The organism is Nocardia jiangsuensis (assembly GCF_042650385.1).
Classification (GTDB): Bacteria; Actinomycetota; Actinomycetes; order Mycobacteriales; family Mycobacteriaceae; genus Nocardia; species Nocardia jiangsuensis.
Map to the genome: position 1 here is coordinate 245,853 of NZ_JBHSAX010000017.1, position 13,372 is coordinate 259,224.

14 protein-coding genes and 1 pseudogene are annotated in these 13,372 nt (G+C 71.3%); 8 read left to right on the top strand and 7 right to left on the bottom strand.

The window, feature by feature from the left end; all coding sequences use genetic code 11:
• Positions 1-7 precede the first annotated feature (7 nt).
• Both ACFO0B_RS20630 and ACFO0B_RS20635 read right to left on the bottom strand, forming a co-directional pair.
• On the bottom strand, positions 8-1,141 hold the full coding sequence (locus ACFO0B_RS20630) for a DUF6973 domain-containing protein (protein ID WP_378614154.1): 1,134 nt from the start codon (positions 1,139-1,141) through the stop codon (positions 8-10).
• A 71-nt stretch (positions 1,142-1,212) separates the two neighbouring features.
• Positions 1,213-1,512: a hypothetical protein gene (locus ACFO0B_RS20635; RefSeq protein ID WP_378614155.1), complete on the bottom strand. Its 300-nt coding sequence runs from the start codon at positions 1,510-1,512 to the stop codon at positions 1,213-1,215.
• Between the two features lie 101 nt (positions 1,513-1,613).
• On the opposite strand from ACFO0B_RS20635, the gene ACFO0B_RS20640 reads away from it, so the two are divergent.
• The 5 genes and pseudogenes from ACFO0B_RS20640 (at position 1,614) to ACFO0B_RS20660 (ending at position 6,697) form a co-directional block, all read left to right on the top strand.
• Complete coding sequence (locus ACFO0B_RS20640) at positions 1,614-3,284, top strand: DNA repair helicase XPB (RefSeq protein ID WP_378614156.1); 1,671 nt, start codon at positions 1,614-1,616, stop codon at positions 3,282-3,284.
• 41 nt (positions 3,285-3,325) lie between these two features.
• Positions 3,326-3,991, top strand: coding sequence for a DUF3239 domain-containing protein (locus tag ACFO0B_RS20645; protein WP_378614157.1), 666 nt, complete (start codon positions 3,326-3,328; stop codon positions 3,989-3,991).
• Positions 3,992-4,118: 127 nt separating this feature from the next.
• Positions 4,119-5,516, top strand: coding sequence for a M1 family metallopeptidase (locus ACFO0B_RS20650; protein ID WP_378614158.1), 1,398 nt, complete (start codon positions 4,119-4,121; stop codon positions 5,514-5,516).
• A gap of 670 nt (positions 5,517-6,186) precedes the next feature.
• Positions 6,187-6,438: pseudogene (locus tag ACFO0B_RS20655) on the top strand (DnaJ C-terminal domain-containing protein); the annotation flags it as partial.
• A 13-nt stretch (positions 6,439-6,451) separates the two neighbouring features.
• Complete coding sequence (locus tag ACFO0B_RS20660; protein ID WP_378614159.1) at positions 6,452-6,697, top strand: DnaJ C-terminal domain-containing protein; 246 nt, start codon at positions 6,452-6,454, stop codon at positions 6,695-6,697.
• Here ACFO0B_RS20660 and ACFO0B_RS20665 read toward each other — a convergent pair.
• Positions 6,688-7,557: a hypothetical protein gene (locus ACFO0B_RS20665; RefSeq protein ID WP_378614160.1), complete on the bottom strand. Its 870-nt coding sequence runs from the start codon at positions 7,555-7,557 to the stop codon at positions 6,688-6,690. The genes ACFO0B_RS20660 and ACFO0B_RS20665 overlap by 10 nt on opposite strands.
• A gap of 337 nt (positions 7,558-7,894) precedes the next feature.
• Here ACFO0B_RS20665 and ACFO0B_RS20670 point away from each other — a divergent pair, with 337 nt between their 5' ends.
• Complete coding sequence (locus ACFO0B_RS20670) at positions 7,895-8,389, top strand: LppU/SCO3897 family protein (RefSeq protein ID WP_378614161.1); 495 nt, start codon at positions 7,895-7,897, stop codon at positions 8,387-8,389.
• On the opposite strand, the gene ACFO0B_RS20675 is transcribed toward ACFO0B_RS20670, so the two are convergent.
• Complete coding sequence (locus ACFO0B_RS20675) at positions 8,390-10,681, bottom strand: helicase-associated domain-containing protein (RefSeq protein ID WP_378614162.1); 2,292 nt, start codon at positions 10,679-10,681, stop codon at positions 8,390-8,392.
• Positions 10,682-10,755: 74 nt separating this feature from the next.
• Between ACFO0B_RS20675 and ACFO0B_RS20680 the strand changes: the two genes are divergently transcribed.
• Positions 10,756-10,944, top strand: coding sequence for a hypothetical protein (locus tag ACFO0B_RS20680; RefSeq protein ID WP_378614163.1), 189 nt, complete (start codon positions 10,756-10,758; stop codon positions 10,942-10,944).
• Positions 10,945-11,027: 83 nt separating this feature from the next.
• Here ACFO0B_RS20680 and ACFO0B_RS20685 read toward each other — a convergent pair whose 3' ends face one another.
• Positions 11,028-11,651: a resuscitation-promoting factor Rpf1 domain-containing protein gene (locus tag ACFO0B_RS20685; RefSeq protein ID WP_378614164.1), complete on the bottom strand. Its 624-nt coding sequence runs from the start codon at positions 11,649-11,651 to the stop codon at positions 11,028-11,030.
• Positions 11,652-12,039: 388 nt separating this feature from the next.
• On the bottom strand, positions 12,040-12,261 hold the full coding sequence (locus ACFO0B_RS20690) for a hypothetical protein (protein ID WP_378614165.1): 222 nt from the start codon (positions 12,259-12,261) through the stop codon (positions 12,040-12,042).
• Between the two features lie 142 nt (positions 12,262-12,403).
• On the opposite strand from ACFO0B_RS20690, the gene ACFO0B_RS20695 reads away from it, so the two are divergent.
• Positions 12,404-12,832 carry a cold-shock protein gene (locus tag ACFO0B_RS20695; RefSeq protein WP_378614570.1) on the top strand — a complete coding sequence of 143 codons (429 nt, stop codon included), beginning with the start codon at positions 12,404-12,406 and terminating at the stop codon, positions 12,830-12,832.
• Between the two features lie 7 nt (positions 12,833-12,839).
• On the opposite strand, the gene ACFO0B_RS20700 is transcribed toward ACFO0B_RS20695, so the two are convergent.
• Positions 12,840-13,370, bottom strand: coding sequence for a DUF2771 domain-containing protein (locus ACFO0B_RS20700; RefSeq protein ID WP_378614166.1), 531 nt, complete (start codon positions 13,368-13,370; stop codon positions 12,840-12,842).
• Positions 13,371-13,372 lie beyond the last annotated feature (2 nt).

A 13,372-nucleotide genomic window follows, 5' to 3' on the forward strand; every position in this document is an offset into this window, starting at 1 on the left:
CGCAAGGTCATCCGTTGGTTCCTTCGGGAAGCGGAATACTGAGCCGGGGAGCCTCGCCGGTGCGGTCGAGCGCGACCCGGTCACTCCACTCGATCTGACCGGTGCTGTCGAGCACGATGGCGTCACCGGCTCGGATCCGATCCATGATCAAGCTCTGGAGTTGCTCCGGCGTAGCGTCGGGGTTGTCGATCGCGACCTGCCTTCCGATCGAATTGTTGTAGAGATCCATGGCCTCGCGCGTCGGCGCGGCGGCACCGAGTTCTTCGTGTGCGGTGGCGTAGCGCTGGGTCCAGTCCTCGCCGTAGCGCTGGGTCATCAACGCGTTCCAGTACATGTGCCGGAAGGCGTCGCCGTGACCGTCGGATTGCCCTTTGTCCGGCAAGACTTCGCGCGCCGTCGACTCGGCCTGGGATTTGATGTCGAAGAAGTCGGAGATATCGCGGACCGCGAGCGGCCCGGAGGTACCGAGGCGGGAGGTCAGCATCGCGATCTCGGAGGGTGTCATCAGAATCGGTTGGAAATCCGGGCTCAGGGCTCGGATTCGTTCCAGCACGACGCCGGAGGGCCAGAGCGTCGCCGGCTCGTCCGACGGTGCGGTCTGGAAACGCTGCAGGATGTCCGAGAGTTCCGGATCGCTCGGCATCCGTGTGACGCCTGAGCTGACCTCCGCGGGCAGGTTCTCCAACTCCCGTTTGATCTTCTCGGCGCCCTCCAGATCGATCTGCTGTATCGCGGTGAGCGCCGTCCTGATCCGGCTGGCTAGGTACAGCTCGTAGGCCTCTTTCTCGGTAAGCCCGGGCAGCCCGAACTTCAGGAGGACCTCGGTATTCGACATGCGGGAATCGACCGCGCCGTCGTCCCGGACGAAGAGGTCGAACTCGGACGCCTCCGCCTCCGCCTTCACGGTGCGGAGCGTCTCGACGAAACCGGACATCTCTTCCAGTTGCGTGTAGATCTGCTGCTGGATCTCGGTGAAGACCTGGGCGGTGCGCCGGGCCTGATCGCGGTCCTGCGCGGAGCGGGTACGAACCGCCTCGGCTGTGTCGCCCTTGAAGTAGTCGTACGACGCATCGACCGCCGCGGCCGACTGCTGCGTCTCCTCGTCGAGCTTGTCCGCCGCGTCCGCGAAGGCTCGTGCCATGGCGATGGTCGTGCTCGGATTCCAGGACAGCGCCAGCGGGACCGTGATCGGCGTCGTGTAGCTGCCTCCGCTCATCGCGGCTGCGCCTGCTCCAGCTGGGCCGCGGACGCTTCCTCCTGCCGCATGAAGGCCGCCACCGCCTGTTCGGTCCGATCGGCGAAGTCACGAAGTCGCGTGACGTGGAACTGCACGACTTCGTCGAGTGCCGGTGCGAGCTGGTCGGTGACATCGGCGATTTGCGAGTGCTGCATGGTTTCGACCGCAACCAATCCGCGCGCCAGCGGAGTCACCGTCGCAGTCGCGTCCGCGTGCTGCCTGATCTTCGCGATGAGCGCGCGTGTTTCCTCGACCTTCAAATCGGGATCACCCATGAATGTCCCCCCTCGGGCATCTGCTGGGATGACGATACCGCCCCCGAAGCAACCTGCGGAGTTGCTGGGACAATGGAGAGCAACCGAGGCGAGGAGGGACTGTGACCGACGGTCCGCTGATTGTGCAGAGCGACAAAACGCTGCTGCTCGAGGTCGACCACGAGTCGGCAGGCGCGGCGCGGATGGCGATCGCGCCGTTCGCCGAGCTGGAGCGCGCGCCGGAGCACGTGCACACCTACCGCATCACCCCGCTGGCGCTGTGGAACGCGCGGGCGGCTGGGCACGATGCCGAGCAGGTGGTGGACGCGCTGGTGCGGTTCTCCCGGTACGCGGTGCCGCAGCCGCTGCTGGTGGACATCGTCGACACCATGGCCAGGTACGGGCGGCTGCAGCTGGTGAAGCACCCGGCGCACGGGCTGACGCTGCTGAGCAAGGATCGCGCGGTGCTGGCGGAGGTGCTGCGGCACAAGAAGCTGGCGCCGATGCTCGGCACGCGGATCGATGACGACACCGTGCAGGTGCATCCGTCCGAGCGCGGGCGGATCAAGCAGATGCTGCTGAAGATCGGCTGGCCGGCCGAGGACCTGGCCGGGTACGTGGACGGCGAGGCGCACCCGATCGAGCTGGACACCGCGACCAACGCCTGGCACCTGCGCGACTACCAGGAGATGGCGGCCGACTCGTTCTGGGCGGGCGGCTCCGGCGTCGTGGTACTGCCCTGCGGCGCGGGCAAGACCATGGTCGGCGCCGCGGCGATGGCGAAGGCGAAGGCGACGACGCTGATCCTGGTCACCAATACCGTCGCGGGCAGGCAGTGGCGCCGCGAGCTGCTGGCGCGCACCAGCCTCACCGAGGACGAGATCGGCGAGTACTCCGGCGAGCGCAAGGAGATCCGCCCGGTCACCATCGCGACCTACCAGGTGATCACCCGGCGCACCAAGGGCGAGTACCGGCACCTCGAGCTCTTCGACAGCAGGGACTGGGGGCTGGTGATCTACGACGAGGTGCACCTGCTGCCCGCGCCGGTGTTCCGGATGACGGCCGATCTGCAGTCCCGCCGCAGGCTCGGGCTGACCGCGACGCTGGTCCGCGAGGACGGCCGCGAGGGCGACGTCTTCTCGCTGATCGGCCCGAAGCGCTACGACGCGCCGTGGAAGGACATCGAGGCACAGGGCTGGATCGCGCCCGCCGACTGCGTCGAGGTGCGGGTGACGCTCACCGACGCCGAGCGGATGGCCTACGCCGTCGCCGAGCCGGAGGAGCGCTACAAGCTCTGCTCGACCGCGCACACCAAGGTCGCGGTGGTGCGCTCGATCCTGGCTCGGCACGCCGAATCCCAGTGCCTGGTGATCGGCGCCTACCTGGACCAGCTCGACGAGCTCGGCGCCGAGCTGAACGCGCCGGTCATCCAGGGCGCGACCAAGGTCAAGGAGCGCGAGGCGCTGTTCGACGCGTTCCGGCGCGGCGAGATCCCGGTGCTCGTGGTGAGCAAGGTCGCGAACTTCTCCGTCGACCTGCCGGAAGCCTCGGTGGCGGTGCAGGTCTCGGGTACCTTCGGGTCGAGGCAGGAGGAGGCACAGCGGCTCGGCAGGCTGCTGCGGCCCAAGAAGGACGGCGGGCAGGCGCACTTCTACTCGGTGGTCGCGCGCGACACGCTCGACGCCGAGTACGCCGCGCACCGCCAGCGTTTCCTGGCCGAACAGGGGTATGCCTACCGCATTACCGACGCGGACGACCTGCTCGGCCCGGCGATCGGCGACCAGAGCCAATAAGTGGAGGCGCGTCCTCCGATAGCTGTGCTAGGAATGACGACGTGCGACGCTTCGAATTCGCGGTGGACCACCGGCACGCGCACGCGGTGAACGAAGTCGCTGCCGAGCTACGCAGGCGGCGCCTGCTCGCCGCGGTCGGCGCCGTGCTCGCCGGTGCGGCGACGGCCTGGCTGGTGTGGCTGAACCACCCCTGGTCCTACCTGCTCGCGGTGGCCTTCGCGCTCGGCTTCGTGGTCGCCGTGTGGGTGGTGCTGTGGACCGGGCGGCTCGGCACCGTCGACCGGCTGTACGAGGGCGAGCTGGTGCCCGCGGTGGTCTCCGCGACGCTCACCACGGGGCTGGTGCTGCTCGCGCTGGTGAACGTCGCCGGGCCGGAGGCACCCGGCCCGCGGTACGCCCTGGTCACCCGCAAGGTGCGGGTGCTGCCGGGGCACCGCACCGCGGAGGGGGAGCGGGTGCCCGCCATCGCGGTCCGCACCGACGGCGCGCCACGCCAGGTGGGGCAGCGCTGGTCGATGGTGAGCGTCATGCCGATCGCCTGGGGCACCGAGGACGCCGCCGTGCTCGAGCGCGCCCGCGATGCCATCGGCGAGGCCGAGTGGCGGCTGCTCACCGACAACCTCGACCTGGCGGCCAAGGTGCGCAGCAGCGCCTTCAAGCGGCTGCTGCTCGATCCGCAGCAGCTGCCGGACGAGCTCGGCGCCTGAGCCGGAGATCGCTCGCCGCTCGCGCGGCCCGACCTGGACTGCCGCCATGACCCCGGCCGCCGCGCCGCGCTGGTTCGCGCGCTGAACCGCGTACGCTCGGCAACATCACGGCGGGTGGAGGAGGGGTATGCGGTCGATGGGCGCGGCACTGCTGGTGGCGATGCTGTGTGTGCTGGTCACGGCGGGGCCGGCGGTCGCACAGCCGGACCCGTTCGCCGGCGCCCCCGGCCTCGGTGACCCGTACTACCCGCTGGACGGCAACGGTGGCTACGACGCGGTGCACTACGAGGTCGAGCTCGGCTACGACCCGCCGAGCCGGGCGCTGGACGGCACCACCACCATCGACGCCACCGCCACCCAGCCGCTGCGCGCCTTCCACCTCGACTACACCGGGCCCCCGGTGCGCATGGTGACGGTGAACGGCCTGCCCGCCGCCTTCCGGAGCCAGGACGAGCAGGAACTGGTGGTCACCCCGCTGCTCCCGCTGCTGCCCGGGCTCCCGTTCCGGGTGATGGTTGACTACGGCGGCCCGATGCCGGACACCGAGGGCGAGGGCTGGACCTACGCGCCCGGCGGCGGCGCCTTCGCCGCGGGCGAGCCGCACTCGGCGCGCACCTGGTACCCGCTCAACGACACCCCGCTGGACAAGGCCACCTTCACCCTGCGCGCCACCGTCCCCGCCGAGTGGCAGGTGATGGGCAACGGCGTGCGCACCAGGGACGAGGTGATCGACGGGCAGCGCCACGTGGACTGGGAGAGCCGGCACCCCACCATCGGCTACCTGACCACCGTCGCCATCGACCGATTCGAGTTCCTGGAGCAGACCGCGTCGGACGGCACCCCGATCCTGAGCGGCTTCGCCCCGGGCGCGCTGCGCCACCGGGAGCTGGAGCAGCGGCTGCCGGAGATCCTCGACTTCTCCGCCGAGCTCTTCGGCCCGTACCCGTTCGAGGCGGTCGGCGGCATCTACCTCGACACCGAGCTGCCCTTCTCGCTGGAGACCCAGACCAGGCCGACCTACGCCGAGTGGGTCGACCTGAACACCGTCGTGCACGAGATCGCGCACCAGTGGTGGGGCGACTCGGTCTCCATCCGCTCCTGGGCCGACATCTGCCTGAACGAGTGCTTCGCCTCCTACACCGCCGACTACCTGTGGCCGGAGCGGGTCGACGGCACCGACGTGGACGCCGAGTACCGCGACACCGTGCAGCGGTTCAGGGACGAGCCGCGTTTCTGGCAGATCCCGCTCGGAAACCCCGGCGCCGGAGACGAATTCACCTCCGTCTACTACCGCGGGCCGCTGTTCCTGCACGCCCTGCGCCGCACCGTCGGCGACGAGGTCTTCTTCGGAGCACTGCGCGACTTCCCCTCCGCCTACGCCGGTGGCAACGCCTCGATGGCGGACTGGCGGACCTTCGTGCAGCGCCGCACGCAGCTCCCGCTGGACGGCTTCTTCGATGCCTGGCTCGGCGGTGAGACCCCGCCGCCGGACGAGTACCTCTTCCCCGGCGGCCTGCGCGGCTGACGCGGGCTATTCGCGCGCTATTCGTACCCCCCGCTGGCATGAGCACCGCAAACGAGTTCTCTTCGCTGATGGGAAGTGGCCGTGTCGTTCGCTGGTGGTCTGCGGAAGATGCTCTGGTATCAGGTGGGCGAGCGCCCCTCGGTGCACCTCGCGCACGAGGATCCGACGCAGGCGGGCAGTACCCCCGCGCTGACTCCGATCGCCGCGCCGCGCCCACCGGCGGGCCCGGCGCAGACCACGGTGACCTGCCGCCGATGCGGCAGGGCGCTCCGGGTGGAGATCGCGGGCGCCGCCGCGGCCCGGCGCCGGGTCGCCGTCTGGCAGGCGCTGATGTGGATTTCCAGCGTGGCACTGGCCGCCTTCGGCGATCGCGCACGAGGTGACCTCGGTGGACGAGGTGCTGTGCGGCGAGCGGGTGATGGCGCCGGGAACCACCTGCGCCGCCGACGCCGCCACCGCCGAGCTGAAGGTCGGAAAGCCCTATCGGGAGGTCGAACTCGAGCAGATCGCCAACCGGGCGAGCCTCTACCACGTCGCGGGTGCGTTCGTGCTGGTATGCGGGCTCGGGACGGCCGGGGTCGGTGGTTACCGGCTGCGGAAGATGGCGGGCTCGACCGTCGCTCCGCCCGCGCCCGTTCCGAGCGGGCCGCGGCGGGGTCAGGACGCGGTCATGCGCATCGGCCTGACCCTGGCCGAGTGCGGCACCGGCGCGGTGGTGCCCGTCACCGTCGACACCGCGGTGGCCCGCACGACCTGCGGCGGCACCGGCGGGGCCTGCGCGCCGTGCGCCGGTGACGGGCGCGTGCGCGCGCGGCGCACAGTGCAGGGCCGGATTCCGCCGGGAATCGCGGCCGGGCAGCGGATCCGGCTGGCCGGGCAGGGCGAGAAGGGGCCGGCGGGCGGCGATTTCGGTGACCTCTACCTGGAGGTGGCCGATGCGTCCGCATCCCGGTTTCACGCGGGACGGCGCCGATCTGCGCACCGGTTCCGGGCTGTCCACGGCGAATGCCGCGCACGGCGGCCCGATCACGGTGTCGACCCTGCTCGACGGGGAGGTGCCCGCGATCATCGCGCCGAATACCGCGCCGCGCATCGTGATCACGCTGGCCGGTCTCGGCATGCCGGTGCTCGGCACGGCGCAGCGCGGCAACCTGTACGTACGCCTGCACACCTACTCCTGAGCGGAGCTGTCCCGCGCCTTCGCCACCCGGCGGCGGGCCCGCTCGGCCTCGGTCTCGGCGGTGCGCAACGTCTCCCGCGCCGCCTTCTCGGCGGTGCGGGCGAAGCGGTGCCGCTCCTCGGCGGCGGCCAGCTCGCGGCGCAGCTCCGCGATGCGGGCGGCGTTGTCGCGCACTGTTTCCGCCGCGGCGGCCGCGGCCTCTTCGGCCGAATTCCGTTCGGATTCCGCGGTGCCGAGTTCCGCCTCGGCTTCGGCGATTCGCCGCTGTGCTGCCCGGTGCCGTTCGGCCGCTGCCTGCTGTTTCCGTGCCTTCCCGGAATCGCGCTGCGGGGCAGACTTTTTCGGGGCCGTTCTGCTCGGGGTGGCGACGACGGCGAGTTCCGGCGCCGCGGGGCCGAAGCCGTCGTAACTCGTGGCACTGGCGAGGGTGCCGAGGCGGACCTTTTCGGCCACCTCCGGATCGGCCAGTGCCGCGGTCAAGGAGTTGCCGACCTCCCGGAGCACCGCCTCGCCGACCGGTCTGCCCCGCTCGGCGGCGAGCTCGGCGGCCCGCCTGGCCAGGGCGTTCACCACCTGCCCGCGCTGCGCGGTGAGCGTGCGCAGCTGCACCCCGGCCAGCTCGCGCTGGGCCGTGCGCAGGGCATCGCCGAGTTCGAGCAGCGCGCTGACCTCATCCGATGCCGAACGCGCCAGCAGATTCACGGCCCACGCGGCCACCGTCGGCCTGCGCAGCGCACCGATCGCGGCCGCCAGCTCCCGATCGCCCGCCGCCTTGGCGGCGGCCACCCGCTCGGCCCTGGCTGCCACGAATTCGCCGGGGGCGAGATCGTACAGCTCGACGGCGACGTCGCTGAGGCTCATACTTCTCGAGCGTAACGACCGGATTCCCCGGCTCGACACGAATCACGAATTGCTCGACTGCTCGATCTGAGCTCTGCGGAAGGTATGCCCTGTGGAAACCCCTTACTCGTCCCTGGCCCTGCTCGGACAGCTTCTCCCGAACATTCTCCGCAGCAGCATGCTCGCGCTCTGGGCCCTGGGCTGACCGCGCCTCCACGTTCGATTTCCGGCCGGAGATGTCGTTAATGCGCGGCTCCGGGCCTGACGATAGTCTCACCGAGTTCGCGAACAGCGCGAACATTCGGTGAGAGAGGTCTATTCCGTGAAGTTCCCTGCGACGAGGCGGTCGGCACGTGTCGTGCTCGCACTCGTGTCGGCGGCCGTGGCCGCGGTTGCCGTTGTCGGCTGTTCGTTCATCGAGGAGGCGGGCAAGTCCGACACCGCCAAGGCGTCGGTCGGCGACTGCATCAACGTGATCGAGGGCTCGGCCGTCGACTCCAAGACGGAGCCGGTCGACTGCTCCTCGGAGAAGGCCGTCTACAAGGTCGTGCAGACCTACGACACCAAGACCGAGTGCGCGACCGACTACACCTCCTACGAGGAGACCCTCGGCGACAGCACCACGGCCTTCCTGTGCCTCGCACCGAACTTCAAGGAGGGCAGCTGCTACGTGGACAGCATGCTCACCGGGTACAAGCACGCGGACTGCACCTCCACCGAGGCCACCTTCAAGGTGGTCAAGCGGATCGACGGCCAGGTCGACGAGCTGCTGTGCGGTGAGGATGCCGACAAGTTCATCACCGTGAACGATCCGAAGGTGACCTTCTGCCTCGGTTCGCCCACGGCGGCCTGATCACTCCAGGAGTGCGACCGACGCGATCCGGTGCAGTGTGAACTGCCGGACCGCGCCGGTCACCGGGTCCAGCGCGTCGAGTTGACCGTTGCCGACCTTCAGGGGTTCGACCACCCGCTGGGTGGCGACGCCAGCGGCGTCGACGTACCCGATATTCACCGAACGCCGCACTCGCGCGGCCAGCTGCAGCAGCGCGAGGGTGGCGGCGGTGCTCGTTCTGGTGCCGTCGGTGCGCACCGAGCGCCCCGACCTGGCCCCGGCCGCGCGTTCCCCGGCCCTGAGCTCCGCCACCAGCTGTTCCAGCTGGTCGGTGCTTGGCGGGGTCGGGCGGTAGGCCTGCCTGCCGTTGCTCCGCGCCGGGATGCGCGCGCCGCGCCGGCGCAGGTCGAGCACCGCGCCCGCGGAATCCTCACCCGCGGGGGCGAAGCCGGCCGCGCGCAACCGCTCCAGCACCTCGCCGAGCGGAGCCTGCGCGATCGCCACCGTCGGGGCGATACCGCGCAGCGCCAGATCGGCCGCCACCGGTGCGGCGAGCACCTGCGCGAGCAGCGCCGGATCGTCGCTGCGCAGGAAGGACTGCGCCATGCCCGCGCGCAGCCTGCCGTGCCTGCGCGCGACATCGTCGATGAGATAGGTGAGCGCCTGCGGCACCGGCGTGCGTGAGTGCGTGCCGAAGAGCGCGTGCAGCTCGGCCGCGGTCAGCCCGGCGTCCAGTGCGCGCCGCACCGACGCCTCGCCGACCCGGTAGACGGTGGCGGCGCCCGCCGACTCCACGTCCGCGGTGAGCGCGATGCGCTGCTCCAGCTCGGGCAGCAGCGGCCCCGGCGCGACCACCGTCAGGTCGGCCTGCACCAGCACGTGATCCACCGGTGCGGGCAGCGCGGCCGCCATCTCCGCCTCGGCGTCACCGTCGGCGCTGCCGTGCAGCAGCGCCCGGCCGGCGGAGGTGAGCGCGGCGCGGCCGACCACGCCGAGCGCGGCGGCCTCCGCCAGCGTGCGGGCCACCGCCTCCGGGCGGTACTGCCTGCGCCGCCGCGGCTCCCGCCAGGCCAGAATCCGGGAGATGTCGGCAGCCGGGATCGCGGTGCCCGGCGGGAACTCGGCGAGCAGCCCGAGGATCGCCCGCCGGTCGCGCACCGCGTGCGGGCTGCGCAGCTCGAGGGCGAGCGCGGGCAGCGGCTTGTCGGCGGCATCGCGACTGCCGATCAGCCACGGCATCCGGTCCAGCTCCAGCCAGGCCCTGGCGAGCCCGGCCCAGCGCCGGGCAGGCGGCGCCTCGCCCCAGCCGTCGGCCTGCGGGGTCGGGGCCCAGAAGTCGTCGGTGGCGTCGAGCTCCGGCGCCGGGTCGGGCAGCCCCTTCTCCAGCAGCTTGGCCGCGGCGAGCACCTCGACCAGCAGCCCGGCCCTCGGCTCGTCCACTCCCGCCTGCTTGCAGACCCGGCGCAGCTCGCGCACCCCCAGCCCGCCCGCCCGCAGCGCGGGGGCAGGCATCGCGCCGAGCGCGGCGAGCACCGCGGCCGCGTGCCGCAGGAACTCGCCCGCCTCGCCCGCTGCGGCGGCATTGGCCTCGGCCGGGGTGTACTCGGTGCGCGTCGGCACCGGCGGGACCAGCACGTGCGGCCGGGTGACGGCCTCGTTGCGGAGCAGCTGCCCGACGGTGAGCGGGATCTCGACGGTCTCGTCGTCCACCCGGTGCAGCAACCCGGCGGCGAGCAGCCGGGGCACGGGGCGGGCCGGGTCGGCGCCGGGGGCGGCGTCCCTGGTCCGCCCGCGCGGGCCGGTGCCTGCGAGCTTCTCCAGCAGGGCGCGCTCCGCCTCGCCGAGCCGGGCCAGCGCCGCGGTGACCTCGGGTTCGGTGAGCTCGTCCGGGATCTCGGTGGCGCTGCCGATCGGCCAGGGCAGCGCCTCGGCGGCGGCCGGGACCAGGTGCAGGTCCTCGCCCTCGTCCCGGACCAGGGCGCGGGCGGTGAGCCGGGCCAGCGCGGCGTCGACGGCGGCCGCGCCGACGCGGTCGCGCAGCCGCTCGCGCAGGGCGGTGCGGGTGAGCGGGGCGTGGTCGCCGGGGGCGCGCTCGGTGCCGTACCTGGCCAGCACCTCGACGATCGCGAACTCGAGGGTGTTCAGCTCCTCGGTGGCGCGCAGCACCGAGGCGCGTTGCTCCACCCGTGCGGCGAGCACCGTCATGGACGCGGGCAGCGGCACGGCCAGATCCGGGCGCAGCTCCAGCAGCCCGACCAGCGCGGCATCATCCCTGGCAGAGAGCCAGCCGGTGAGCGAGTCGATCGTGGACATCCGATTCAGCCTACGGGTGCGGCGATGAGGTGTCCCTACTCCGATGTCACGGAGAATCTGCCAGAATGGGACGCGTGGTGAACAAATCGAAGAAACCGTATGTCGACAACGGCTGGCCCAAGGTCGCCGACGGCGAGCACGCCGTGACCGAACTCGCCGCGGCCCGATCCGGCAACCTTTCGCCGTTCGGTGAGGACACCGAGTTCCCGCTCCCCGTCGACGATCTGCCCTATGTGCACCCGCACACGGTGATCAATCGCTGATCAGGTCCGGCCGCCGGGCACCCGGAAGCCGAACGAGAACGGGCCCCGCATCCGAGGATGCGGGGCCCGTGCACGTTTGCGGCTCAGGAGGGCAGCAAGCCCTTGTTCGCCTCGTAGAAGCCGACGAGCGCCGGGTCGAGCTGGGTGTTCTGCGCCTTCGCGGCGTTGAAGAGATCGAGCGCCTGCTGCGGGATCTGCACGCCCTGCGCCTGCACGACGGCCACCGCGCGGTCGACGGCGGTGAAGATCTCCTGGCTCGGGTCGGCCTGCGCCTGCTGCTGCGGCGCGGCCTGCTGGGCCCAGCCCGGGGACTCCGCCGGGGCCGAACGCTGACTCGGCGCACTGCTCAGCCCCAGCTTGGACGAGCAGGACGGCCAGGCGCCCCAGCCCTGCGAGGCGAGCACCCGCTCGGCCACCACGATCTGCTCTTCGCGCGAGGCATTGTGCGCGGACGCGGCGAACTCGCCGCCACCGTGCGACTTCCAGGTGCTCGGCGAGAACTGCAGCCCACCCTGGAAACCGTTGCCGGTGTTGATGCCCCAGTTGCCGCCCGCCTCACACGTCGCCAGGCGATCCCAGTCGGAATCCGGCGCGGCGCTGGCGTTACCCGCGAGGGCCACGCCCGCGCTGCTGATAACGGCGCCGGTCAGGGCCACCTTGGCAACGGTGCGCCCCGTGGAGGTCGGCTTGCGATGGCGTCCACTCATGTCCGGTGTCTTCCTCTCGTCCGCACCTGTGGGCCGGTGCCAGGCGAACTGCTCGAGTTCGTCGGTCCGATCACCTGCGAACTTCGCCCCTGAGCTTGGGTCGGCTGGTTTCCGTTCCCGCGGGGCGAAGCTCGGTGCGGCGGGTCCGGCACGGCCGGAATGTCTTCCGGCTGTGCGACAAACGGTACGACGGATCCCGGGAAAAATCACTATTTGGTAACCGCCGCGCGTCGGGGGTCTCGAACCCGCATCGCGGCCACGCTCACGCGTCCGCGCAGGTGATCGGCGGTAATAGGGACCCGCTCCCGATCGTCACCGCTTCGTTATCCCGCCGTTATGTGACGAGGATCACAACGCTTGGCGGGTAACGAAAAACGGACCGCCCCGGTTATCGCGCCCGGCGGCCGGAGCGGAGCGCGTAGATCAGCGCGAGCAGGAAGCCGAGCGGCGCCAGCATGGCGATCAGATAGAGCGGCAGCCCCGGCTCCGCGTCGCTGACGATCGGGGTGAGGAAGATCGCGATGATCGCCAGCAGCCCGACGCCGAAGAGCGCGAGCGCGACGTGCAGCAGTCGATCGCCCGGCCGGCGCGGGCTGGAAGGGGAGGTCACGCCGTCGACGGTAGAACTCGGGTGCTGGAGGCACCCGCACCGGGGTAGACTCGGCGCAACGGTCGCGTCCCACGGTTGTGGGGCGCGTATTTTTCGCACCGGGGCGTCCCCCGGTAATTCCGAACATGAACGGGTGAGCACAGTGCCGACCGGCAAGGTGAAGTGGTACGACGTCGAAAAGGGCTTCGGCTTCCTCTCGCAGGACGAGGGTGAGGACGTGTACGTCCGCTCGTCCGCGCTGCCCGACGGTATCGAAGGGCTCAAGCCCGGCCAGCGGGTCGAGTTCGGCATGGCCGCCGGTCGGCGCGGCCCGCAGGCGCTGAGCCTCAAGCTGCTGGAGTCACCGCCATCGGTGCGGCAGGGCCAGGAGCGCGCGGGCCGCGGCGAGCGGCGCGAGCCGGTCGCCCGCAGGCACACCCCGGACGAGCTGCACGGCATGGTCGAGGACATGATCACGCTGCTGGAGGCGACCGTGCAGCCGGACCTGCGCAAGGGCCGCTACCCGGATCGCAAGACCGCGCAGCGGATCTCCGAGGTCGTGCGCGCGGTGGCCCGCGAGCTCGACCACTGAGCCGGCCTCACTCCGCGGGCTGCCCGCCCTCGTCCGGCGCCGTGTTGATCGACCAGGCGGCGTGCGGCACGTAGAACTCCCTTCCGGTCTCGTCCCTGGCCAGGATCGGCAGCTGGATCTCGACCCCGACCAGCCGCAGGTTCGGCTCCGGCCGGGAATCCAGGGTGACCGCGAGCACCTCGTGGCCGAAGTCGTCGTGCGCCACCAGCCGGTCCACCTGTTCGCCGTCCGGGCGCTCGTAGATCAGCTGGGCCAGCCACGGCGCCTCGGCGATCTGCGGTGGCAGCGAGAGCTGCAGCGGGTAGCCGGCGGGCACGGCGAGGTCGACGGTCTCGCCGTAGCGGCAGTTCTCCATCGAGACCGAGCAGTAGAGGAACGGCGCGACGGTCACGGTGCGGCCGTGCGCGTACGCGGTGACCGCCGGATCCTTGCGCGGGGCGTCCCTGATCAGCAGGGCGAGCACCCCCGCGTAGGCGGTGACCGCCACCAGCAGGGCGACGGCGGAGATCGCGACGACGGTACGGGTTCTGGTCGACACCA